The sequence below is a fragment of the Streptomyces viridochromogenes genome (genome assembly GCF_001270495.1).
GTDB classification, from domain to species: domain Bacteria; phylum Actinomycetota; class Actinomycetes; order Streptomycetales; family Streptomycetaceae; genus Streptomyces; species Streptomyces viridochromogenes_A.
In genome coordinates this window covers 79,508-103,120 of the sequence record NZ_LGUR01000201.1, presented here as the reverse complement: position 1 = coordinate 103,120, position 23,613 = coordinate 79,508, and the positions used below count along the sequence as shown (strand labels likewise).

The 23,613-nt window shown below is 68.8% G+C and carries 19 protein-coding genes and 2 pseudogenes; 7 read left to right on the top strand and 14 right to left on the bottom strand.

Annotation, left to right across the window (positions count from 1 at the left end):
- Positions 1 to 106: 106 nt before the first annotated feature.
- Positions 107 to 985: a YhjD/YihY/BrkB family envelope integrity protein gene (locus ADK36_RS23335; protein WP_053198870.1), complete on the bottom strand. Its 879-nt coding sequence runs from the start codon at positions 983 to 985 to the stop codon at positions 107 to 109.
- Here ADK36_RS23335 and ADK36_RS23330 point away from each other — a divergent pair.
- A pseudogene (locus tag ADK36_RS23330) lies at positions 984 to 1,400 on the top strand (LacI family DNA-binding transcriptional regulator); the annotation flags it as partial. The gene ADK36_RS23335 and the pseudogene ADK36_RS23330 overlap by 2 nt on opposite strands.
- A 50-nt stretch (positions 1,401 to 1,450) precedes the next feature.
- Positions 1,451 to 1,966: an aldehyde dehydrogenase family protein gene (locus tag ADK36_RS23325; RefSeq protein ID WP_048585922.1), complete on the top strand. Its 516-nt coding sequence runs from the start codon at positions 1,451 to 1,453 to the stop codon at positions 1,964 to 1,966.
- A gap of 70 nt (positions 1,967 to 2,036) precedes the next feature.
- On the opposite strand, the gene ADK36_RS48095 is transcribed toward ADK36_RS23325, so the two are convergent.
- Together ADK36_RS48095 and ADK36_RS23315 are read right to left on the bottom strand one after the other, a co-directional pair.
- On the bottom strand, positions 2,037 to 2,240 hold the full coding sequence (locus ADK36_RS48095) for an Lrp/AsnC ligand binding domain-containing protein (RefSeq protein ID WP_234329839.1): 204 nt from the start codon (positions 2,238 to 2,240) through the stop codon (positions 2,037 to 2,039).
- A 368-nt stretch (positions 2,241 to 2,608) separates the two neighbouring features.
- A complete protein-coding gene (locus tag ADK36_RS23315; protein ID WP_053198866.1) occupies positions 2,609 to 3,778 on the bottom strand; it encodes an ROK family transcriptional regulator in 1,170 nt (389 codons plus the stop codon).
- Positions 3,779 to 4,644: 866 nt separating this feature from the next.
- Here ADK36_RS23315 and ADK36_RS23310 point away from each other — a divergent pair.
- From ADK36_RS23310 to ADK36_RS50340, 3 genes are all read left to right on the top strand, one after another.
- The gene (locus ADK36_RS23310) at positions 4,645 to 5,994 is read left to right on the top strand and encodes an aspartate aminotransferase family protein (RefSeq protein ID WP_053198863.1); all 1,350 of its coding nucleotides are present in this window, start codon (positions 4,645 to 4,647) and stop codon (positions 5,992 to 5,994) included.
- Between the two features lie 22 nt (positions 5,995 to 6,016).
- A complete protein-coding gene (locus ADK36_RS23305) occupies positions 6,017 to 7,096 on the top strand; it encodes a phosphotransferase (RefSeq protein WP_234329838.1) in 1,080 nt (359 codons plus the stop codon).
- Between the two features lie 630 nt (positions 7,097 to 7,726).
- Complete coding sequence (locus ADK36_RS50340; protein WP_338060789.1) at positions 7,727 to 8,110, top strand: hypothetical protein; 384 nt, start codon at positions 7,727 to 7,729, stop codon at positions 8,108 to 8,110.
- Here ADK36_RS50340 and ADK36_RS50335 read toward each other — a convergent pair.
- Positions 8,061 to 8,312: pseudogene (locus ADK36_RS50335) on the bottom strand (ABC transporter substrate-binding protein); the annotation flags it as partial. The gene ADK36_RS50340 and the pseudogene ADK36_RS50335 sit on opposite strands and share 50 nt — an antisense overlap.
- A 452-nt stretch (positions 8,313 to 8,764) precedes the next feature.
- Here ADK36_RS50335 and ADK36_RS23285 point away from each other — a divergent pair.
- Both ADK36_RS23285 and ADK36_RS23280 read left to right on the top strand, forming a co-directional pair.
- Complete coding sequence (locus tag ADK36_RS23285) at positions 8,765 to 9,862, top strand: ABC transporter substrate-binding protein (RefSeq protein WP_048585929.1); 1,098 nt, start codon at positions 8,765 to 8,767, stop codon at positions 9,860 to 9,862.
- 160 nt (positions 9,863 to 10,022) lie between these two features.
- Positions 10,023 to 12,704 carry a SpoIIE family protein phosphatase gene (locus ADK36_RS23280; protein WP_053198856.1) on the top strand — a complete coding sequence of 894 codons (2,682 nt, stop codon included), beginning with the start codon at positions 10,023 to 10,025 and terminating at the stop codon, positions 12,702 to 12,704.
- 52 nt (positions 12,705 to 12,756) lie between these two features.
- On the opposite strand, the gene ADK36_RS23275 is transcribed toward ADK36_RS23280, so the two are convergent.
- From ADK36_RS23275 to ADK36_RS23230, 10 genes are all read right to left on the bottom strand, one after another.
- Positions 12,757 to 13,491, bottom strand: a complete 735-nt coding sequence (locus tag ADK36_RS23275; RefSeq protein ID WP_053198854.1) for an SDR family NAD(P)-dependent oxidoreductase — start codon at positions 13,489 to 13,491, stop codon at positions 12,757 to 12,759.
- A gap of 55 nt (positions 13,492 to 13,546) precedes the next feature.
- Positions 13,547 to 14,986, bottom strand: coding sequence for an aspartate ammonia-lyase (gene aspA, locus ADK36_RS23270; RefSeq protein WP_053198852.1), 1,440 nt, complete (start codon positions 14,984 to 14,986; stop codon positions 13,547 to 13,549).
- 92 nt (positions 14,987 to 15,078) lie between these two features.
- Positions 15,079 to 16,362, bottom strand: coding sequence for an NAD(P)/FAD-dependent oxidoreductase (locus ADK36_RS23265; protein ID WP_053198850.1), 1,284 nt, complete (start codon positions 16,360 to 16,362; stop codon positions 15,079 to 15,081).
- A 50-nt stretch (positions 16,363 to 16,412) separates the two neighbouring features.
- Positions 16,413 to 17,078, bottom strand: coding sequence for a haloacid dehalogenase type II (locus tag ADK36_RS23260; RefSeq protein ID WP_048585933.1), 666 nt, complete (start codon positions 17,076 to 17,078; stop codon positions 16,413 to 16,415).
- A 44-nt stretch (positions 17,079 to 17,122) separates the two neighbouring features.
- The gene (locus tag ADK36_RS23255; RefSeq protein WP_048585934.1) at positions 17,123 to 18,061 is read right to left on the bottom strand and encodes an aldo/keto reductase; all 939 of its coding nucleotides are present in this window, start codon (positions 18,059 to 18,061) and stop codon (positions 17,123 to 17,125) included.
- Positions 18,058 to 19,518 (bottom strand): aldehyde dehydrogenase family protein, encoded by a 1,461-nt coding sequence (locus tag ADK36_RS23250; RefSeq protein ID WP_053084760.1) that lies wholly within the window; start codon positions 19,516 to 19,518, stop codon positions 18,058 to 18,060. The genes ADK36_RS23255 and ADK36_RS23250 overlap by 4 nt, the downstream gene beginning before the upstream one ends.
- Positions 19,515 to 20,468: a succinylglutamate desuccinylase/aspartoacylase family protein gene (locus ADK36_RS23245; protein WP_048585935.1), complete on the bottom strand. Its 954-nt coding sequence runs from the start codon at positions 20,466 to 20,468 to the stop codon at positions 19,515 to 19,517. The genes ADK36_RS23250 and ADK36_RS23245 overlap by 4 nt, the downstream gene beginning before the upstream one ends.
- 34 nt (positions 20,469 to 20,502) lie before the next feature.
- Positions 20,503 to 21,888, bottom strand: a complete 1,386-nt coding sequence (locus ADK36_RS23240; RefSeq protein WP_048585936.1) for an aminotransferase class III-fold pyridoxal phosphate-dependent enzyme — start codon at positions 21,886 to 21,888, stop codon at positions 20,503 to 20,505.
- Entirely contained in the window at positions 21,885 to 22,751 is an 867-nt protein-coding gene (locus tag ADK36_RS23235) for an ABC transporter permease (protein ID WP_053198848.1), read from the bottom strand. Before ADK36_RS23235 ends, ADK36_RS23240 begins: the two co-directional genes overlap by 4 nt.
- Complete coding sequence (locus ADK36_RS23230; RefSeq protein WP_234329844.1) at positions 22,748 to 23,542, bottom strand: ABC transporter permease; 795 nt, start codon at positions 23,540 to 23,542, stop codon at positions 22,748 to 22,750. The genes ADK36_RS23235 and ADK36_RS23230 overlap by 4 nt, the downstream gene beginning before the upstream one ends.
- Positions 23,543 to 23,613: the final 71 nt, after the last annotated feature.

The window sequence follows — 23,613 nt, the reverse complement described above, 5'->3', positions numbered from 1 at the left end:
GTGGCATCAACCGCGTGACGAACGGCACGACTCCCCTGCCGCGGGCGCCCCGCGAGGGGTCCGGCGGATGACAGCAGTAGTGACCAGCATTCCGCAGGGCTTCCGTTCATGACAGCGGCGGCTGTGTGGCCGCTTGCACGGTGAGTCGGCGCCGCTCCAGATACTCGTGGAAGAGCCGGCCGACCAGAGCCCCTCCATACACCACGAAACCCACGCCGACCAGCCAGGACTGCAGAACCAGAACGGTCCCGAACGGGCCGTAGGTCACCGTGTTCGACGCGATCAACGGCGAGAAGATGTGCTGGGAGAAGACCCGCAGCCCGAGGAGCCCCAGGGCCGTCGCGGCAGCCCCGGGCGCGAGCGCCCGCCAACGAATGCGGCCGCAGAGCAGCAGCCGTTGCGACCACCAGAAGAAGACGAACGCACCGACCACATCGACCCCGGCGACCAGCACCGTCTTCAGGGCGGACGACTCATCGGGGGTGGGTGCGGCGAAGAACAGCAGCAGGGAGCCGGTCAGTACGGCCAGCCAGACGACATGGCGCCACATCGTGTGCCAGCGCGCCGTCGGCAGGTCCCACACTCGCTCGTACCCGGTCTGTACGGCCGAGCCGAAGGTCACACCGAACGCGGCCAGCGCGGCGAGGCCGAGCGCCGTGGTGCGCTGCAGCGCCTGCCCCGGCCGGCCGAACATCCGCTCGACCTCCTCCTGCGACACCGCCGACACACCTAGGCCCTGGACCAGCCACCTGGCGAAGCCCTGACCTCTCGCGAGGTCGGCCGCCGCGACGACGACCAACAACGGCAGCAGCGTGAGGAAGCTCAGCGCCGCGAACCCCATGGCACGGTGCATCAGCTCCATCTCGCGCCCCCGGTTCCAGGCGAGCCCGATCCACGAGGTGAGCACCCGCCGATGGAGCCGAGCGAACCAGTGGCCGTGATGCGCGGCGTGGCCGTCAGCCGACGCACCGAATCTAAGGGGCATGTGCCGTCGACTACCCGTCCGCCGGGCGGGACCCCACGTGCTTGCCCCCGAACGGGTGTCCCCCGGCCCCGTCGATGGAGGAAAATACCGAGGTGCCCGCCATCGACCCCCTGTCAGGGCCGCTTCCGTGTCCCGTACGACCATCTTGCACGCCCTCAACGGGCTGGGGAAGGTCGATCTGCGCACCCGGGAGCGGGTGAAGCGGATCGCGGCCGAGCTGGGCTACCGGCCCGACCTCCGCGCGCAGCGGCTGCGCAGGGGGCAGGCCAGGGCGATCGCGCTCGCGTCGTCGATTCCGTTCGCCGTCGCGGGCGGTCCGTCCCAGCTCGACTTCTCCATGGAGGTGGCCGCGACGGTCGTCGAGCGGGCACTCGTGCACGGCTTCGCGCTGGTGCGGGCCCCTCCGGTGAAGTCCGATAAGCGTCGCGAGCGTCGGTCTTGGCCTCACCTCGGTACGCGCCGGCCATGCGGTTGACCGTACGGCCGGACGAGCGCACCGACGTCGGCCCCATGATCACCCAGCAGGCCGCGGCCGCCACCCGGGCCAAAGTCGACACCGCGGTGGCCGACGGCGCGGTACTGCTGTGCGGCAACCACGCCACCGGTTCCCTGTACACGCCGACCGTCCTGGAAGACGTCCCGGCCGCCTGCTCGATCTGGCAGGAAGAGGTGTTCGCCCCCGTCGTCATGCTGCAGCCGTTCACGTCCTTCGAGGACGCCATCGAGCAGGCCAACGCCATCGACTACAGCCTCCACGCCGGCATCTTCACCTCCCGCCTGGACCGCGCCCTGACCGCGGCCCGGCTGCTGGAAGCAGGCGGCGTCATGATCAACGACTCCTCCGACTACCGCTTCGACGCCATGCCGTTCGGCGGATTCAAGTACGGCAGCATGGGCCGCGAGGGCGTGCGCTTCGCCTTCGAGGAGATGACCCAGCCCAAGGTCGTCTGCGTCAACCACATCACTGACGTGGTCCAATGACCGCCTTCCGCACCGAGCGCGAACCCCTGGCACTGAACGGCTAACCGGCGAGTACCTGCCGATGCGCTGCTCACCCCGGCTCCCGTACACCGGGTATCTGGGCGATGTCCTCCCAGATACCCCGTACGCGTTCCAGAGAGGCCGCCTCCAGGCGCACCACGATGTCGAAGTCACCGCTGAGGATCTCGCAAATGACGACCTCGGGGATGCGTGCATGGCCACGGCCGTCAGCAGCGCGGCCCCGGCGGCGAGGCGGCCGAGGCCCGCGCGCCACCGGGACGGACGGGCCTCCGTACCGGCCGACATGACGCTCATCGGCCGCTACTTCAGGTGGGTGTCGACGTCGATCAGGGAGGGCTCGCGCGGGTCCTGTCAAACCTGATGCCGGACCAGCTTTCACTCCTTGGCCACCCCCAGTGACAGATCGACTCGTACTCCCTGGAGCCCGCTGGTCTTCCTCGGCAGTTGTCAGAACGGCGCCCTTTCACCCGACGTCGGGCCGCCGACGCCTGCAGCCCTGGGGGTGTGCACGGACCGGGCGGCCAGGGTCGGCACAGGCAGAGTCGTCACCACGAACAGCCACCCCAGCGCAGCGGGGGAACCTCGTTTCAACATGAAGCGTGGGTTGGTTTGGTGGCCGAGTCAGAAGGCTGGTGCCGATCGCTCTGTAGGTTGGCTCTGGCGACGCGCCCCGAGCACAGCGTCTCGTAGCCGGCCCTGAGCCATGGTCAGGCACGCGTACACCGCTCCTTCTGCCGTCGACAGGCCGATCACCTGCGTCACCGCCTTGATCTCTGGGACCGCCGGAAGGCTCTGGTCCAGTCGCCTGCGCACCTCCGGAAGCACTTCTTCGACAAGCGGGCGCAATCGACCCACGAAATAGACCGATTCAGGGTCCAGCATCACGGCGACGACGCTGACAGCAGCCGCGATTGCCGTGGTGAACGCTTCCAACACCTCGGCGTGCGCCATCTCCTCGTGCGTTTCCAGCCAGAGGTCTTCGATGCGTTCCAGGTCGAGTCCGCGCCCACGAGCAAAGCGAAGAAGACCTCTTGTGCTCAGCAGCTCATCGAGGATCTCATCGTCAACCCCGGAGGAGAGCACACCAATGTCCCCGAAGGTAGGCGTCCGCCCGCGGGCGAGCTCGTGATCTGTGCAGCTGGCGAAGTTCAGGTTGGTGCTGAGGCTGAAGAGCGCGGCGTTCCTGACGGTGGCGTCGTTGGTGAGGATCCCGAGCAAGGACGCATTGGCGTCACTGTCGAGGAGCACGGGAGCATTGATCAGGTCTTCAATGGCTCGCTGAAGATCAGAGCCAGTGAAGATTTTCATCGACTCCGCCGGGCCGAAGATCTCCTTGCCGTTCCGGACCCGGCCTGGCACCGCGGCGACGACCTGGCGCAGTGGTCCCTGTGCGGATTCGCCGGCCTTCGCAATCAAGCCGACCAGCCACTCGGCGCCGGCCCTGACCTCGTCGTGGTCCTCGGTGGGAACCGTCACGTGGTGGACCTCGCGGCCCCTCAGATCGGTCACGAGGACGCAGGTGGTCTGCGCGCCGAAGCTGATACCCACGACGTGCCCGGTCGTGCCGGGCACGTCCAGATAGGTGGACCGGCGGCCGCGGCCGACAACCTCATCCACTCCGCCGTCGATGACGAAGCCATCCGCCCGAAGCTCCTCTACGGCTCGGGACACCGTGGCCTTGCTCAAGCCCGTGAGCTTGATGAGCTCGTTCCGCGTCAAGGGCGCCCGGGTCAGGACTACATCAAGGACCGAGGCCTTGTTGTAGTCGCGCGATGTGGGGTTGCTGGTCACCTCATGACCATAGCGAGCCCGATACACCGAGCGAGCCGGGCCCGGTTTGGACGCGACGATCAACGGTCATGCACACCTAAGGGGGGTCACCAGGGCCTCCAGGACGGAGCCACCGCCTGGGGGCTCAGGCCTGAAGCTGAGGGTCGACGACCAACTGACCATGAGCAGCGAACATCGATCGGACGGTGCACCCCCTTTACGGTCAGCCGCTTGTGGACGACCCCGACGACCTTGACAGCGTTGGACCCACTACGCTCACAGAGCGACTTGACCGCATGTCGCCGAGCTGACGCTCACGGTCAGCGCCTTGACGCCGGCAAGTCGGACCGCCTGAGCCGCAGGAACTCGGGGTGCTTTGCCACGGGCAGGCGCGATGATGTCGCGCCCGTCGTCGAAGCTTCCAGGGGCCGCGGCCAGCGAAGAGACAGGAACGTCTCTCGCCGGTCGTCCTACCCCTGGCCGGTAACCAGGGACCCAGCGTCGCGCCGGTCGGCCGATGGATCAAGGTCTTGGATTGAGGCCCTATAGATCGAATTTCCTGACGAACGCGGCAATGATCCGGTCGAAGGGCGGGACCGGGCGCCGACGAAAAGCCCAACGAACCAGGGGACCGGCGGCACCGTATACGCCGACGAACGATGCCGGCGGCGCACGAGCCTACGGAGCCCGGCCTTACGGGGTTCGAGTGAGGCCATGGGTCGACGTGACCGCGAGGAGACCTCAGGGAGCGCCGCACCGGCTCGCGGAGCACCGTGCAGCTCCCGTCAGTTTCTTGTTTCAGGTTGGAACTGGAACTAAAAATGGGTAGGGTCTCAGCCACAGCAGCGAGCAACTCCGACGGAACCAGGCCGAAAGGTGTGCCCACGATGACTTCGACGCTGAGTCGAGCCCTCGCCCACTACCCCAACCGGTTCGACCCGGGCGGCCTGAGCGAACTCCCCGAGCACCTCCAGGAGACCATCCGACGCCGCAACAAGGTGCTCGGTCCTGGTTACACGCTCATCTACAAGGAGCCGGTCGAGTTCGTCTCCGGTCACGGGGCCCACCTGATCGACCGCGACGGCTACGACTACCTCGACGCGTACAACAACGTTCCGTGCGTCGGGCACGCCCACCCGCACGTGGCCGCGGCCGTCTCCCGCCAGATGACTGCAGTCAACACCAACACCCGCTACGTCCAGGAGTCGCTGGTCGACTATGCGGAGCGGCTCCTCGCGACCTTTCCCGAGGAGTTGTCGAAGCTGAGTCTCGCGTGCAGCGGGTCGGAGGCCAACGACCTCGCGGTGCGGGTGGCGAGGTTCCACACCGGCGGTGAGGGCATCATCGTGACCCGCTGGGCCTACCACGGCCTCACTCGTGAGGTGGCGAGCTTCTCGCCGACTCTGGGCACAGGATCACCACTGGGACCGAACGTCCGGCTCATCGATCCTCCTGACCCGCGCCTCGTCGCGCCCGGATCCACGCTCGCCGAGCACATGCGCAACCAGGTGCGCGGCGCGATCGACGACCTTGAGCGCCACGGTTACCGGCTCGCGGCGCTGATCACCGACTGCGCCTACTCCAGCGATGGAATCTTCACGGACCCGGTCGGTTACATGAGGGCCGTCGTGGAGGAGGTGCACGCGGCCGGCGGTGTCTACATCGCGGACGAGGTGCAGTCGGGATTCGCCCGGCTCGGGGATACGATGTGGGGCTTCACCCGCCACGCTGTGCTGCCGGACATCGTCACCATGGGTAAGCCGATGGGCAACGGATTGCCGATCTCCGGTGTGGTTTTCCGACCCGAGGTCTGCGAGGGGTTCGGACAGAACGTTCGCTACTTCAACACCTTTGCCGGCAGCTCGATCCCTGTGGCCGCCGGCGCCGCAGTCCTGGATGTCTTCGAGAACGAGAACGTGCAGCAGCGCGCTCTCGAGAACGGTACGGCTCTGCGCGCAGGGCTCCAGGAGATCACGAAGGATTCCCCTTACGTAGCTGAGGTGCGCGGCAGCGGTCTCTACGTCGGTGTGGAGCTCGTCAAGGACCGGGAGACGCTCGAGCCCGACCGCTCACGCACCGAAGACGTCATCAACGACATGCGCGACCGTCGGATCCTCATCAGCGGCACGGGCAAAGCGGCGAACGTTCTGAAGATCCGTCCCCCGCTGGCCTTCACCTCCGCCGATGTGACCCGATTCCTGGAGACTTTCTCCGAGATCGCGAAGGACCGTCTGTAGCAGGCTGGCCAAGGAACTGACCATGAACAACTCACCGGCAATGAGAATCGCTCAACGGCTCTTCGAGGAGAGCGGCCTGGCATCGTCTCACGAGCCCATCGACGTCATGCTGGTGAGCGCCCTCCTTGAGAGGCGTTACCACGTCGGCGGACGCCTCGATCGACTGGCGACGGAGAAGGACGACACGTTCAGGCTCAGGACCGACTCGAACGACTACCTCGTGAAGGTTTCACCCCCTGACGAGGCAGAAATGGTTGTCGCTCTACAGACCGCCGTGATGCGTTTCCTCCAAGGCGCCGCTCCGGATTTGCCGGTCCAGCGGGTGAAGCTGACCGTCGGCGGAGACGACCGCGTGGCCATCAAAACGAACGACGGCACGACTCGAGTCCTGCGGGTGTTCGACTTCGTCGAAGGTCCGGTCCTGGCACGAACGAATCCAACCGCGGAACAGCTCGCCCAGGTGGGCGGGATGCTGGGACGAGTCGACGTGGCGCTGAAAGCATTTGAGCACCCTGCGGACCGACGAGGGCTGGTATGGGACATTCGGCATTTCCACCAGCTGACCGGACTTGTCGAGCACACACCGAATACCGAGCACCGTCAGTTGGCTCAGGAGGTCTTCCGGCTTTTCGACAGAGCCATCGTCCCGAGGCTGAATGATCTCGAAACGCAAGTGATCCACGGCGACTACAGCCCTTACAACGTTGTGGTGGATCCGCAAAGCGACGACTTCGTCACCGGCGTCATCGACTTCGGTGACACCGTGCGCAGTGCCGTGATCTTCGACCCTGCTGTCTCCCTGGCGAACCTGCTCGGCCGGGCGCCGGATCATCCCTGGCGGGATGCCTGCGCCTTCGTCGCCGGCTACGAACGGGCACGCCCCATCGCGGACTGGGAACTTCCGCTGCTGCCGATTGCCGCGCTGGCACGACTCACGCTGCGCGCGCTGATCACGAACTGGCGCGCGGAGCGCGTACCAGAACGGCGCGACTACCTCCTCGGCCACGCCAAGGACGACTGGATCAACGTCGGGCGGGCCATGGCCGTACCCCTGGGCGACGTCATTGCGCAACTCCGGGAAGGCCGTCATGACCTCGCCTGAACGAGGAGCGACCCCCGGTCGTGCGCAAGCGACGAGGTGCTGCGCTCCAGCATGGAGTTCCCGAGGCGCTGCGCCACCTCAAGAACCGCTACGAGATCGCCATCTTCTCCAACACCCAGGACCGCCTGATCGGGACGCCGAGAAGTCCCGCGCGTACAGCCCTCCCGGAAACCTTCGAGTACGCGTCCAAGGAGATCGATGCCGCCCCGGCACAGGTCATCCATGTCGCCCAGGGCTGGGAGAACGACGTCATCCCAGGCCACGACTTGGGCCTGAAGCGCCTGATATGGATCAACCGACGGGGCCTGCCGGGGTCCCCCGCCCACGAAGTGAAATCCGGCACCCGTCCTCAGCATGACCGGCGACCGGCCGAAGGGCTGCCGAGCCGCTCCGCACCCCGCGCGCGGCGTCGAGACGGGCCCGGCGCCGTGTACCTACGTTCCGCGGCGCCGCACGCACCCTCGGCGGGAGCCGCTCTCCATCTGCGAGGAGCGGGTCTGGCTGGTCCGCGACGGCGTGGAGGTGGAGGGTTGACCTCACCGGAGCATCAGGGCCGGCGGCGTCGTCGCGGTCTACGAACACCACCGCAATCCCGTCGACGGCACCGCCGAGTCCGGCGATGCCCTCCCGGTGTACGCACAGTCCGGCAGCGAGGTGTATGCGGGCACCCTCATCTCCAACGGCTCCGTGACCATGCGGGCCACCTCCGTCGGCCAGGACACCGTCGTCGGGCGGATCATCACCCGGGCCGAGGAGGCACAGGCCGACCGGGCCCCGATCCAGACCGTCGCCACTGCCTTCACCCGTCGCTTCGTCCCCGTCTCCTTCGCCCTCGCGGGGATCACGTACGTCCTCACTCGAAGACGCCCGACGAGCGATCACCATGCTGCTCATCGCCTGCCCCTGCACCGCGGGCCTGGCCACCCCGACCGCGATCACCGCTGCCATCGGCAACGGCGCCCGCTCAGGCACAGCGGTCGAACGTGGCCTTGGACTTCCCGGTGGGCTTCGTGATCTCGAAGGGACCGGTGCCGGTGCCGACCGGGCTGACGGTGCCGTCCTTGCCGTACGCCTTGGCTGAGGGGATGCCCTGCACGGGGCTGGCCAGGCGCAGCGGGAGCACCGGATCGGCTGCCTTGGTGCTGATGGTGACCGTGTCGGCGTCCTCGGCCTTCGCGGTGAGGGTGACGTCGCTGAGGACGCGGGGCTTGGTCTCGGCGGCGCCCGCCTGGTCGAGCGCGTTGACGACGGACTCGGCGGTGACCGGCGTGCCGTCAGCTTGCTCAGCACGGTGGCATCGTTGCTGTGCGGCGACAGGGCCTGCACCGGCGGCACGGCGAGCGACACCCGCAGTCGGCCCAAGGCGAGCCTTACTTGACCTACCTCGACTGGTGAAACCTCAATCAATGGACGGCTCGTGAAGGGCCGTTCGGCATACCTGCGGCCAGGACCAGCCATCGCCTCGATGTATCCGCCGACGTCCTGTCGCCGCGGTGTAGTGCCAGGTCATGGCGTCCGTGACCGCATGGTCCTACTATGGCGTGACCCGGCTCACCGTCGCCCCGGCTGACCCATGGTCCGGCGTCCGCCCAGGCGACGAGCGTCGGCGGCGTCCTGCGAACAGCCCGCGCCGACGGGCCTCGCACCCGGCTTCGCAGGAGGCATACGGTGATGGACGTCAGGATCGAGCGCAGAGCGTTCCTACGCGGGATCGGCTCCGTCGCGGCAGGCGCCGCCGCCACTGCGTTCACCGCATGTGGAGGCCGTGCCGACCGGAAGACCAACGACGCCGGGAGCAGCAAGACGCTAGTCGTCCGTGACATCGGGGGCGCCTACGGTGAAGCGAACCGCAAGGCGGTCTACGAGCCGTTCAGCAAAGAGACCGGCATCCAGGTCAGCGTGGTCAACATCCCCTTCTACGCGCAGATCCTTGCGCAGATCAAGGAAGGTCGCCCGCAGTTCGACGTCATCGACATCGACATGAGCGCGCTGGCACGCTTCGAGGGGGCCGGAGCCACGCAGGAGCTCGACTACGACCGGCTGAAGGGCACGAGGAACGCCGGCATCGCCGAGTCGCTGCTCACCTCGTACGGCGTCGGCAAGAACTACTGGGCCAGCGTCATGGCGTTCCGCACCGACGCCTTCGGCGGGAAGACGCCCCAGTCCTGGGCGGACTTCTGGGACACCGGTGCGTTCCCGGGCAGCCGTGCCCTGCAGAGCCCGGAGGCGGGCCCACCGGAGCTGGAGTTCGCCCTCCTCGCTGACGGTGTGGCCCGGGACAAGCTCTATCCCCTCGACGTCGACCGCGCCTTCAGAGTCCTCGACGAGATCAAGAGCGCCGTGCGCGAATTCTGGGCCGACGGCGCTACGCCGGGACTGCTACTGCAACGCCGACAGGTCTCGGCCTCCAGTGTCTGGCACGGCCGCCCCAACCAGCTCATCAAGCGGGGCGCACCGCTCGCCTATCAGTGGAACGGCGCCCGTCGGCAGAGCAGCGGCTTCGGCATCCCCATCGGCGCCCGGAATGTCGACGCCGCCTACAGGCTCATCGACTTCGCCCTGCGGCCCGAGGTGCAGGCCGGCTTCGCCGAGGTCTACCCCATGGGCCCGGTCGTGCCCGCTGCCTACAAGTACCTTTCCAGGGCCGCCGCGGACCTGGCCAGCTCCCCGGAGCACCTTTACACCGGCTTCGACCTGGACGTCGACTGGTGGGTGGAGAACAAGGACGCCGTCACCAAGCGCTGGCGGGAATGGGCGCGGTCCTGAGACGACGCGGAAGGGGCCGGGCCTGTCCGGTCCTGTCTCTCCGCCACCGATTCCTGCCGGGCGACGGGAGGGACATCCCGTGAACATGACCAGCATCTTCGGTCGGCACGAGCGGCCCCACGGGCCCCCTGCCCAGCCGCCCGGAACCCGTGTGCGATCCATGCTGAACGTGCGCAGCGTCGCAGGTCAGGTGTTCCTTTGGCAGCTGGTTCTGGTGGTTCTCTTCGCCGCTGCCGCGGGGGTGGCGCTCGTCCTGCAAGCCCGGCACTCGAGCACGCAGGAGGCCCGCCAGCTTTCGTTGGGAGTCGCCCAGACCTTCGCGCGCGCCCCGGGCACGGTGGACGCCATGAAGTCCGCCGATCCGACCGCCGTCCTGCAACCCCGCGCGGAGGAGACGCGCAAGCTGACGGGCGTCGACTTCGTCGTGGCGATCGACCCACGGGGCTACCGCTGGACCCACCCGGACCCGAAGCTGATCGGGGAGCACGTCTTCGCGCTCCGCAAGGAGGCGGCCGCCGGCCGGCCCTTCACCCAGGACTTCGAAGGCAGCCTGGGCCTCGCCGTGGAATCGACGGTCCCCGTCTTCGACTCCGGGGGACAGAAGATCGTCGGCCTGGTGTCGGTCGGGGTCACGGTCAAGAACGTGAACAGCGTGGTGCAGCGCCAGATGCCGCTCCTGCTCGGTTCCGTCGGCGGCGCGTTGGCGCTGGTCATGGGTGGTACGGCACTGGTGTCGGGGCGGTTGCGACGGCAGACCCACGGTCTGGGCCCGGCCGAGATGACCCGGATGTACGAGCACCATGACGCCGTGCTGCACGCGGTGCGGGAGGGGGTACTGATCATCGGCGGTGACGGACGGCTGCTGCTGGCCAACGACGAGGCACGGCGACTGCTGAATCTGCCCGCGGACGCCGAGCAGCGCCACGTCACCGATCTGGGTCTGGAAACGGGCACCGCCGAGCTGCTGCTCTCGGGCCGGACCGCCACCGACGAGGTCCACCTGGCCGACGACCACCTGCTGGCGGTCAACCTCCGGCCCGTCGACCAGCACGGGGGAAAGGGGGGCAGTGTGGCCACGCTGCGCGACACCACGGAGTTGCAGGCATTGACGGGCCGGGCGGCCGTGGCCAGAGAGCGGCTGCGCCTGCTGTACGAGGCGGGTGTGCGGATCGGCACCACGCTGGATGTGGTGCGCACCGCCGAGGAACTGGCCGAGGTGGCTGTCCCCCGATTCGCCGACGTCGCCACGGTCGACCTGCAGGATCCGGTCCTGGAGGGTGACGAGCCGGTCGGGCAAAGCGCCGAACTGCGCCGCGCGGCGGTTCACGGCGTGGGCGGGGCCTGGCCCTTCTTCCCTGTGGGGGAACTCATCCGCTTCGTTCCGAGCAGCCCCGTGGCCGTCGGCGTCGAGCACGGCCACGCCGTCCTCGAGGCCGACCTGACCGCTTCCCACGGCTGGCGGGCCCAGGACCCGGAACGCGCCCGGCGCATCCTGGAGCGCGGCCTCCATTCCCTGATCACCGTGCCGCTCCAGGCTCGCGGCGCCGTACTGGGTGTGGTCAACTTCTGGCGTGCGGAGCAGGACGCCTTCGAGGAAGAGGACCTGGCCTTCGCCGAGGAGCTGGCCGCCCGGGCAGCGGTGGCCATCGACAACGCCCGGCGTTACACCCGCGAGCATGCCCTGGCCGTGACCCTGCAGCGCAGCCTGTTGCCTCGTTCCCTGCCCGACCAGTCCGCCGTCGAGGTCGCCCACCGCTACCTGCCCGCCCGGGCCGGGGTCGGCGGCGACTGGTTCGATGTCATCCCGCTGCCCGGGGCCCGGGTCGCCCTGGTGGTGGGCGACGTGGTCGGCCACGGCCTGCACGCCGCGGCCACCATGGGCCGGCTGCGCACCGCGGTGCGCACCTTGTCGTCCCTCGATCTGTCCCCGGACGAGCTGATCAGGAACCTGGACGAGTTGGTCACGCGGGTCGACAGCGAGGGGGACGACAGCGAGGGAATCACAGGGGCGACGTGCTTGTACGCCATCTACGACCCGGTGGCCGGCCTGTGCTCGCTGGCCAGATCCGGGCATCCAGGGCCGGCCTTGGTGCACCCGGACGGCACGGTTCAGCAGTTGGAGGGGCCCGTCTCGCCGCCGCTGGGGCTGGGCGGCGGGCTGCCCTTCGAGACCGCCGAGTTCACGCTGTCCGAGGGCTCCCGGTTGGTCCTGTACACCGATGGACTGATCGAGGACCGGAACCGGGACATCGACACGGGCCTCAAGATGCTGCACGACGCCCTGACAGGCCCCGGCCGGACCCCGGAAGAAACCTGCCAGGCCGTCCTCGACGCCCTGCTGCCGGCCCGCCCGAGCGACGACATCGCCGTGCTCGTCGCTCGGTCCCGGCTGCTCGATCCCTCCCAGGTCGCCAACTGGGAGGTGCCCGGCGATCCCGTCGCCGTCGCCGGAATCCGCGCCGATGTCGCCCGCCACCTGGAGGAGTGGGGGCTGGAGGAGCTCGCCTTCTCCACCGAGCTGGTGATCAGCGAGTTGGTCACCAATGCCATCCGCTACGGCACCGGCCCGAGACGGCTGCGGATACTGCGCGACGGCACCAGCCTGATCTGTGAGGTCGCCGACGGCAGCAGCACCTCACCGCACCTGCGCCGCGCGGCCGACACCGACGAGGGCGGGCGGGGATTGTTCCTCGTCGCCCAGTTCACGCAACGGTGGGGTACCCGCTACATGCCTCGCGGCAAAGTGATCTGGACCGAGCAGTCGCTCCAGAGCACGACGGCCGAGCCTGACGCAGGCATGACCGAAGCGCTGCTGGACCAATGGAGCGACGCGGACTGGTGAGGGCGGTGCCGCGCTTCGGGTCTGTGCTGGACCGGCGCCCATACCGTGGGGTTCAGAACGCCGTGTAGCCTCCGTCCACGGGAAGCACGGCACCGGTGATGTATGACGACTCCGGGCAGGCGAGGAAGAGAACCGCGTCGGCGACCTCCTCGGGTGTGGCGAGCCGGCGCAGCGGTATGGAGTCCTCTCTCATCCGCCGGTAGGCGTCGGGGTCGGGGCGCCGCTGGAACGAGGCCTCGATGATCGGGGTCGCGGTCAGACCGGGCGCGACCACGTTGACGCGGATGTTGCGGGACGCCCATTCGATGGCAGCACCCCGGGCCAGCGCGATGAGGCCGCCCTTGGCGGCGGAGTACAGGGTCTGGTTCGGCATGCCGACCAAGCCGAGGCGAGAGCTGACGCACACCATCGACGCTCCTGACTCGGGAGCCAGCGGCATCAGGTGCTTCATGACCAGGAAGGCGCTCAGCAGGTTGCTGTGGAGCAGGTCGCGGGCGTCGGCGGCAGTCGTCTCCGCGAGCGGGCTGGACCGCTGGAGTCCGTGGCAGAGGACGACCGCTCCCACGTCCCCCAGGTGATCTGCTGCTCGGGCGGCGAGCTCGGCGACGAAGGTCTCGTCGTTGAGGTCCCCCGCGAGGTACAGATCGTCCGGGTGGCTCTCGGTCAGCTCAGGTCGCCGTCCGGTCAGCAGGAGGTTGGCGCCTTCGCGACGGAAGTGGGCGGCGACCGCCTGACCGATCCCGCTCGATGCTCCGGTGATCACGGCGTTGACGTCCTGCAGTCTCATGTGCGTTCCTCGTCGGTCGTCGGGCCGGGGCTTCCCTGCGAAAAGGGCGGGCGCGTCAGGCCAGTACCTGACCACTGCCGGCCACGACCTCCGGGCGAAGCAGGCTGGTGAGGGTCTCGGCGGGCAACAGGCCCTTCTCCAGGACGAGTTCGGCCACGCCCCGGCCGGTGACGAGGGCCTCCTTGGCGATGTCGGTGGCCGCCGTGTACCCGATGTGCGGGTTGAGGGCGGTGACCAGACCGATGGAGTTCTCCACGGTCCGGCGCAACGCCTCGGTGTTCGCGGTGATGCCGTCGACGCAGCGCTCGGCGAGGGTCAGACAGGCAGCCCGCAGGTGGGTGATCGACTCCGACAGGGAGTGCAGGATGATCGGCTCGAAAGCGTTGAGCTGAAGCTGTCCGGCCTCGGCGGCCATGGTGATGGCCTGTCCGGCCTCGGCGGCCATGGTGATGGCGACGTCGTTGCCGATCACCTCGAAGGCGACCTGGTTGACGACCTCGGGGATCACCGGGTTGACCTTGCCCGGCATGATCGACGAACCCGCCTGCACCGGCGGCAGGTTGATCTCACCCAGCCCTGCACGCGGCCCCGACGACAGCAGACGCAGGTCGTTGCAGCTCTTCGAGAGCTTCACGGCGATGCGCTTGAGCACGCCGGACATCTGCACGAACGCGCCGCAGTCCTGGGTCGCTTCGACCAGGTTGGCGGCCGTGACCAGCGGCAGCCCGGTGATGACGGCCAGGTGGCGGCGGGCCGACTCGGCGTACCCGGCGGGGGCGTTGAGGCCCGTACCGATCGCCGTGGCGCCCAGGTTGATCTCATGGATCAACTCGACGGCCTCGGCAAGACGGGACCGGTCCTCCTCGATCATCACGGCGTACGCGGAGAACTCCTGCCCCAGTGTCATCGGCACGGCGTCCTGCAGCTGGGTCCGGCCCATCTTCAGCACGTCACGGAACTGCACGGCCTTGCCTGCGAAGGCGTCCTGCAGGACGGCCATCGCCTTGAGCAACCCGCGCACCGCGAACACCGTCGCGATCTTCACGGCCGTCGGGTACACGTCATTGGTCGACTGACCCAGGTTGACGTCCTCATTCGGGTGCAGGTACCGGTACTCGCCCTTGGCATGGCCCAGCAGCTCCAACGCCCGGTTCGCGATCACCTCGTTGGCGTTCATGTTCGTCGAGGTGCCCGCGCCGCCCTGGATGACGTCGACGACGAACTGGTCATGCAGCTTGCCGGACCGGATCTCCCGGCACGCGGCGACGATCGCGGCCGCCTTCCTCGCCTCCAGCAGCCCCAGCTCCTCGTTCGCGAGGGCGGCGGCCTCCTTCACGGCGGCCAGGGCGTCGATCAGGTGCGGGTAGGCGGAGATGGGAGTGCCGGTGATCGGGAAGTTCTCGGTGGCACGCAGGGTGTGAACACCCCAATACGCCTCGGCGGGAACCTCCCGGTCGCCGAGAAGATCGTGCTCGCTACGGGTGACGGCGGTCATGGGTGTACGGGCCTTCTCTCTGGGGGCATCGCGGGGGCCTCCCGCACGGCTGCGCGAAAGGCCCCCGCTGTGTCACCGGTGTCGGTACCTGCTCAGAGCAGGCGGTCCTTCGCCTTGTAGTAGGCGCCACCGAACGGCAGGAACCACGGCGTGCCGTTGTAGAAGGGGACGGGGACCTTCGGGAAGCCGAAACCGCGCAGCGGGTTGGCCTCCGGCTTGCCGTCCATCATCTCGGCGACGGCACGGCCCATGTACGTGGCCATCTGGACGCCGTGCCCGCAGTAACCCATGGAGTAGTACAGGCCGTTGACCTCGCCCGCGTGCGGAATGCGGTCCCAGGAGAAACCGACCATGCCGCCCCACACGTAGTCGATGCGCACCCCCGCCAGCTGCGGGAAGATCTCGGTCATCTCCCGCTTGAGGATGTCACCGCTCTTGACGTCGGAGGCCGGGTTGGAGGGGGCGAACCGGGCCCGGCCGCCGAAGGCGAGGCGGTTGTCCGGGGTGAGCCGGACGTAGTGACCGACGTTCTTGTGGGCGACCAGCAGGCGGCCGTTCGGAATGAGCTCCTTGGCGCGCGCCTCCCCCAGCGGCTCGGTGACGATGATGAAGCTGCCGACGTTGATCAGCCGCTTGCGGAACCACGGCATCGACTTGTCGGTGTAGGCGTCCGTCGCCGCCATGACCTGCTTGGCACGGATGGTGCCGTTCATGGTCTCCACCACGAAGCCGCCGCCGGGAAGGCGGGTGAGGCCGGTGGCGGCATTGCGCTCGTGGATCTCGGCGCCGGCCCGCTCGGCGGCGTCCGCCAGACCGCCGACGAACTTGCCCACGTGCAGGCCCGCGCTGAGCGGGTCGAGCAGGGCGCCGTGGTAGTAGTCCGTACCGAGCTCGGCCCGCAACTCGCTCTTGCTCAACACGACCGTCTCGTGGCCGAAGTTGTCGGCCAGGTCGCGCTGCTTGGCGCGCAGCCCATCGAAGTGCCCGGGCTTGCAGACCAGGCCGAGGCGCCCGGAGCGGTTGAAGTCGCAGTCGATCTGTTCTGTCCGCGTGAGGTCCTCGACGACGTCGACGGCCTCGCGGAAGGCGTTGTACAGCTCCAGTGCGCGCTCCTGGCCGTAGCGCTTGCGCGCCTCGGCGGGGCTGATGGTGATGCCCTGCGTGCACATGCTGCCGTTGCGCCCGGAGGCGCCCGAGCCGACCTTGTCCTTCTCGACGAGGACGACCCGGGCACCCTTACGGGCGGTGTGGTAGGCGGTGGACAGGCCGGTGAGGCCGCCGCCGATCACCACCACGTCCGCCTCGTCGGGCAGGTCCTTTCCGGAACGGTCGGGCAGGGCGGGAGCTGTGTCCAGCCAGTAGGGGATCTGCTTCATGGCGTGCGTCCTCTGTGTTTCTCGGTCCTGTGTCGCCGGTGCGCCGTAGGTCAGCAGCCGAGCAGCTTCGGCAGGCCCGACAGGTCGGGCAGCTCGTCGTAGGGCTGGTAGTCGGCGCTGCCCTTGCGGCCGTAGCGGTTGATCCAAACCCGGCGCTTCAGGCCCAGGTCGCGGGTCGGGATGTGGTCGTACTCCCAGCCCTGGGCGACATGGATGACCTGCGACGATTCGACACCCATGGTCCGGAAGGCGTGCTTGAAGGTCTGGCGGTCCGGCTTGTAGGCACCGGCCTGCTGGGCGGTGATGACGTAGTCGAACTCGACGCCGATGTTCTTGACGTTCCGCGCGATCAGGTTGTCGTCGGAGTTGGAGATGATGGCGATCTCGTACTTGGTCTTCAGCTTCCGCAGGGCCTCCGGGACCTCCGGGAAGGGGCCGAAAGTGGGGACGGCGTCCACGAGGGCCTCGCCGTCGGTCTCGCGGTACTCCAGGCCGTGCAGGCGCATGGCGTTGCGCAGGCTGGAGTGCAGGACCTCGTGGTAGGGGCGGTAGGCCTCCAGGACGGCCTGGAAGCGCATGACGCGGAAGTCGTCGAGGAACTCGTCGACATCCAGGTTGTCCAGGTCCAGCCGGTCCTCCAGGACCTTCAGGGTCGTGGGGCCGAGCTCGAAGTTGATCAGGGTTGCATAGGCGTCGAAGGTGACGATCTCTCGCATGGTGTCCAGCCTCAGTTTCGCGGGTTTCCAGAGGGGGTGGGGTTTCAGACGACGCGTTCGCCGGGGGCGACGATCGCGTCGAGCACGGCCAGGTCGGCCGGGCTTGGTATCCAGCCGGCCGCCGCCGCGTTGGCGGTGACCTGGTGGGGTGTCATGGCGCCGCAGATGACGGAGCCGACGGCGGGCAGGGCCGCCAGTGCGCCGACCGCGACCTGGAGGAGGGTCAGGCCGCGTTCGGCGCCGTACTCGGTGAGCGCCTCGGCCTTGTCGAGGGCCGCGTCGGTGAGCCAGCCCTGCCGCCAGGACAGGCGGCTGCCGGGCGGGGGCTGCTCGCCGCGCCGGTACTTTCCGCTGAGCAGGCCGTTGGCCAGCGGGTAGTACGGCAGCAGGCCGAGGCCGTGTTGCCGGCAGGCCGGGATCAGGTCCCGTTCCGCACCGCGGTCGAGCAGGTGGTAGCAGGCCTGGGTGGAGACGAAGGCGTCAGTGAGGTGCTCGGCCGGGAGGTTGGAGCAGCCGATGTACCTGATCTTGCCGTCGTCGACCAGCTCCTGGAGGGCGGCGACCGTTTCCTCCAGCGGCGTGACGCCGTCCGGCTCGTGGTACTGGTACAGGTCGATCCGGTCGGTGCCGAGCCGGGTCAGCGATGCCTCCACCGCGTACCGGATATAGGCGCGGGATCCGCGCGGACCGTACAGGTCGGCGTCCCGGCCCATCTCCATGCCGAACTTGGTGGCCAGCACCACGTGGTCACGGCGGCCTTTGAGCGCGGCCCCGAGGAGCCGTTCGCCGTCGCCGCGCGAGCCACCCCGCTCACCGGACCCGCCGTACATGTCGGCGGTGTCGAACAGGGTGATCCCCGCGTCGAGGGCGGCGTGGACGACGGCCTTCGTGCCGTCCTCGTCGAGACGGCTGCCGAAGTTGTTGCCGCCCACGCCTACCACCGAGACGGTCGGGCCGCGTGCTCCGAGCGAGCGGTATCTCATGACCGGTTCCCGAATCCGATGCAGACGTTCTTGGTCTGCAGGTAGCTGGCCAGGCCTTCGAGGCCCTTCTCGCGGCCCCAGCCGCTGTGCTTGTAGCCGCCGAAGGGCAGTTCGACGCCGGTGCCGACGCCGGTGGCGTTGACATAGACCTGGCCGGCCCGGATGCCCTCGGCCATCCGCATCGCCTTGTCGATGTCGCGGGTCCACACGTACGAGGCGAGGCCGTACGGACTGTCGTTGGCGATCTCCAGCGCCTCGGCCGCGTCCTCGAACTCGATGACCGTGACGACGGGGCCGAAGATCTCCTCGCGGGCGCACCGGGCCTGGTTGTCCAGTCCGGTGAGGACGGTCGGCTGGACGTAGTAGCCGTCGGCCAGTTCGGGGTCGGCCGGGGCGCCTCCGCCGGCCCGTGCCACGGCGCCTTCCTCCCGGGCAAGTTCCAGGTAGCCGAGAACCCGGTCCCGCTGCCGTGCGGCAACGAGGGGGCCGACGTCCGGGTCGCTGAGACCGGGGCCGATGCTGAGGGAGGCGGCGTGCGCGACGAGCTTGTCCAGGAACTCCTCGGCGCCGCGCTGGAGCAGCAGCCGGGTGCCGGCGGAGCAGGTCTGCCCGGCGTTGCCGAACACGGAGGCGGCGACTGCGCCGAGCGCGAGGTCGAAGTCGGCGTCGGCGAAGACGACGACCGGGGACTTGCCGCCCAGTTCCGTGACCGAGGGGACCACGTTGGCGGCGGCGGCCTGGGCGACCTTGATGCCGGTCGGCACCGAGCCGGTGAAGGTGACCTGGTCAATGTCCGGGTGGCCGGCGAGGGCCGCGCCGGTCTCGCCGTCACCGGGGACGACGTTCAGGACGCCCGGCGGAAGACCGCACTCCAGGGCGATCCTGCCGATCTCCAGCGGGGTGAGCGGCGCCTCGGGTGAGGGCTTGAGGACCACCGTGCAGCCCGCGGCCAGCGCCGGGGCGGAGCCCCTCGCGGTGTTCTGGAGGGGGTAGTTGAACGGGATGATGTGGCCGGAGACGCCGATCGGCTCACGGACGGTGTAGTCGAGCAGGCCGGGGCCGAGCGGGATCGTCGAGCCGCCGAGCTTGTCGGCGACGCCTGCGTAGAACTCGAAGTAGCGGGCCGCGGCCTCGACATCGGCCTTCGCCTGGCGCAGCGGCTTGCCGACGTCCTGGCTCTCCAGGCGGGCCAGCCGTTCGCCCTGGTAGCGGATGGCCTCCGCGATCCGGAACAGGATCCGGCCCCGGTCGGCGGCACGCATCCGGGCCCACTCGGGAGCGGTGAAGGCCGTGCGCGCGGCGGCCACCGCCTGGTCCACGTCCGCCTTGCCGGCCAGCGCCACGTGGGCGATGGCCGTGTCGTTCGACGGGTCGAGGACGGTGAAGAAGCGCCCGTCGGCGGCGGGGACGTGCTTGCCGTCGATCAGCAGCTCGGTCAGCTGCAGTTCGTCGCTCATGGCTGGATCTCCCCCAGCACCTCGCCGAAGATGACGACCTCGTCGCCCGGGCGGACCGTGCGGATCCGGCGGACCCAGAGCACGATGCCGTCCTGCGGCGCGGTGACCTCTTCCAGCGTGTTGCCGTAGTGGTCGGTGATGGTGGCGATCAGGTCGCCTTCCTTGCAGGTCTCCCCCGGCTCGGCGCGGGCGACGAAGAAGCCGCCGGCGGCGGAGCGGGCGAACGTGCCGGAGACGGTGGTGTAGGTGTCCCGCAGCTCCGCCTCGCCGTCGATCAAGCCGAGGCTGCGCAGGATGTTGCGGATCGAGTTCATGTGATGCTCGACGTTGGTCTCGCGGTACGTGGCGCCGCCGCACTCGATGGTGATGGCGGGCTTTCCGGCTTCGAGGACGGGGTGGCGGACTGTGCCGCCCCACTTGCCGCCCTTCCAGACCAGCTCGTGCCCGGCGGCGAGGGCCAGGTCCGTCGCAAGGTCCTCGTAGCCGCCCTGGAGAATCACGAGCGGGGCGATCTCGCCGTAGGCGCCGCCGGTGTGCAGGTCGACCACGGCGTCGACGGCGGGGACGACCTTCTCGACGAAGGTGGCGGCCAGGCGCTGCGAGTAGGAGCCCTCCGCGTCGCCCGGGAAGATGCGGTTGAGGTTGAGGTGGTCGATGCCGCTCGCACGGGCCGCCGCCTCGAAGGCCGGGGTGTTCAGGCAGGGGATGCCGACGACGGTGCCGCGCAGGGTGGCCGGGTCGAGGTCGGCGAGGACGCGCCGGATGGCCTCCTGGCCGTCGTACTCGTCGCCGTGTACACCCGCGTCCACACACAGGACCGGGCCGTCCTGGGCGCCGTTGACGACGATCAGCGGGATGCCGAGCTCCACGCCGTAGCTGCTGGTGCCGACCGGGATGAGGCCCTGGGCGCGCTCGCCTGGGGCGACGGTCAGCGGACCGATGGAGTACATGTGGTTCCTTCCCAAAACGTTGATCAGATGCGGATCAAATGCGGGCGGACGCCTCGGCGAGGGTGCCCGCGATGATCGCGGCGATACGGTCGAGGACGGCGCGGTCGCTGATCAGCGGGGGCGCGATCTGGACCAGCGGCGCGGAGCGGTTGTAGACGCGGGCCAGCAGGCCGGCCTCGCGCAGCCGACGCGGGATCAGGTCGACGATCAGCTCGGTTCGGGCCTTGGCACTGAAAGCCCCGTCGTCGAGGTCGCCGACGAGTTCGCAGGAGTAGAAGAACCCGGTGCCGCGGACGTCACCGACGATCGGCAGGTCCCTGAGGGCAACCATGCGCCTGGCCAGGTCGCCCTGGAGACCGCGGACGTTGTCCAGGATGCGGTCCCGCTCCATGATCTCCAGGTTGCGCAGCGCGATGGCCGTGCTCAGCGGGTGCCCGGCGAAGGTGTAGCCGTGGTTGAGGACCTCACCGGGCCGGTTGATGACATCGGTGATCTTGGTGCCGACCAGGGTCGCGCCCAGGGGCGCGTATCCGGCGGTGATGCCCTTGGCGACGGTGACCATGTCCGGGCGGGCTCCGTAGCGGTCCCCGCCGAACCACTCCCCGACCCGGCCGAAGGCCGTGATGACCTCGTCGGCGACGAGCAGGAAGCCGTACCGGTCGGCCAGGGCCCGCAACCCCTGCCAGTAACCCTGGGGCGGGGTGATGCAGCCGCCCCGGTTCTGCACCGGCTCGGCGATGAGCATCGCGACGGTCTCCGGGCCCTCGGTCAGGATCGCGGCCTCCAACTCCGCGAGCAGCCACGCCGTGTACACCTCGTCGTCCGCGAACTCCGGGGCCAGACCGTGGCGGTTGGTGTTCGACACGAACCGGGTGTCGATCGCCGGCGGACCGTAGGGTTCCGTCAGGCCGGGGTCGTCGTTGAACGACAGGGTGCCGATGGTCAGGCCGTGGTAGGCGCCGCGCCGGGCGATCGCCTTGGTGCGGCCCGGTTCGCCGCGCAGGGTGTGGTAGCGGCGGGCTATCTTCCAGGCGGTCTCGACGGCTTCGGCGCCACCGCTCGAGAAGAAGGTGTGCTCGATGTCGACGGGGGCGATCCGGGACAGCCGCTCGGCGAGTTCGATGGCCGAGGGGTGCGCGGAGCCGGTCCACAGCGGGCTATAGCACAGCTCGCGCAGTTGCCGCTCGGCTGCCTCGGCGAACTCGGCGCCGTAGGAGTAGCCGAGCTGGCAGCAGTACAGCCCCGACAGGCCGTCGATGTAGCGTCTGCCGTCCGCGTCGTCGACGTACGGGCCCTCTCCTCGCTGGATGACGAGGAGGTCTTCGCCCTCGTCGCCGAGCGATCCGTTGGCGGTCATGTGCAGGAGCAGGTGCCGCTGAGCGGTGGCCGCAGTCAGCTGAGCGGCGGCGGCGGTGGTCATACGGCCTCGCCTCCGGGGTTGGCGACGCCGACCGTGTTCTCGACCGAGAGCAGGGATTGCTGTCGTCCGGAGCCGATCCAGCGGACCAGGGCCACCAGGCCGAGGGCGAGGATGGCGAAGGCGATGAGGATGGCGCTGACGGCGGTGACGCTGGGGTCGATCTCGAAGGTGAGGGAGTTGTAGACCTGGACGGGGAGGGTGACGGTGTCGACGGAGGAGAGGAACTGGGAGATGTAGAACTCGTCGAAGCTGGTGATGAAGGAGAAGATCGCCGCCGCGATCATGCCGGGGGCGGCGAGCGGGAAGGTGATCTTCCGGGCGATCGTGAGGCGGCCGGCGCCCATGCTGGCTGCGGCGTCCTCCAGGCGTTCGTCGATGCCGCGCAGGGTCGCGATCAGGATCAGTACCGCGATCGGTGAGGCCAGCACGGTGTGCCCGAGGGCGATGGCGATCGGGCTGCCCAGCATCGCGGCCGGTTCGAAGAGCAGGAACAACCCGAGCGCGGTGACGATCTGCGGGATGACCAGCGGCCCGAGGACCAGGGCGAACACCGCGGAGCGCAGCGGGAGTTCACTGCGGACCAGGGCGGTCGCCGCGGTCACCCCGATGATGAGGGAGAAGACGGTACTCAGGGCGGCGACCAGGGCGCTCAGAGAGAGCGCGGCCGGCCACTTGCTGCCGTCGGCGAACAGGGCCTTGTACCAGTTCAGCGTCCACGCCTCGGGCGGGAAGGAGGCGAAGGCGTTGTTGCTGAACGAGGTGACGAGGATGACCACGATCGGCAGCGCCAGGAAGAGGAGGATCACGGTGGCGACTGCCGTCAGGGCGATCCGTCCGGCGAGGCTCTTGCGCAGCTCCATCATGTGGCGCTCCTCTTCTTGCGGCTGGCGCCGAGCGAGGTCACGGCCTTGACCAGGAGCAGTCCGGCCAGGGTGAGGACCAGCAGGATGACGCCCTGGGCTGCGGCGCCGTTCCACTGGTTTTCCTTGGTGACCTGCTGGTTGATGAGGGTGGCGATCATCGTCTGGTTCGGTCCGCCCATCAGGGCCGGGGTGATGTAGTAGCCCAGCGACAGGATGAAGCTGAGCAGTCCGGCACTGGCCAGGCCCGGGGCGACCAGCGGCAGGTAGATGCGGCGGAAGATGGTCACCTTGCCTGCGCCCATGCTGGACGCGGCCGCGAGCAGGCGGCGGTCCACACCGCGCATCACCCCGTACAGCAGCAGCACCGTGTACGGGAGCATCATCGAGGTGGTGCCGATGACCACACCGAGCTCGTTGTAGAGCAGCTGGTAGGGGGCGCCCGGTGCCCAGGCCAGGGTCTCGTTCACCAGGCCCTTGTCACCGAGCATGATGATCCAGCCGTAGGTGCGTACCAGGGCGGAGACGAAGTGCGGCACGACCACGACCAGCATCGCAAGTCCCGCCCACAGGGGCTTGAGCCGGGAGATCGCCTGGGCCAGGACGAACCCGAACACCAGGCTCAGCGCGGCCGTTTCGGCGGAGATCCGCAGTGTGGTGAACAGCACCGACCGGTTCACGCCGGTGAGTGCGTCGGCGTACCAGTGCAGGGTGAAGGAGCCGTCGGCGTCCTTCAGGCTCAGCAGCAGCGTGGAGAAGATCGGGTAGACGAACAACACCAGCAGATAGACCACAACTGGCAGCGCGTACAGGATCCCGACCCGGGTTTTGCGGGAGGCCAGGAGCTTGCGCGGACGGGCGGGGG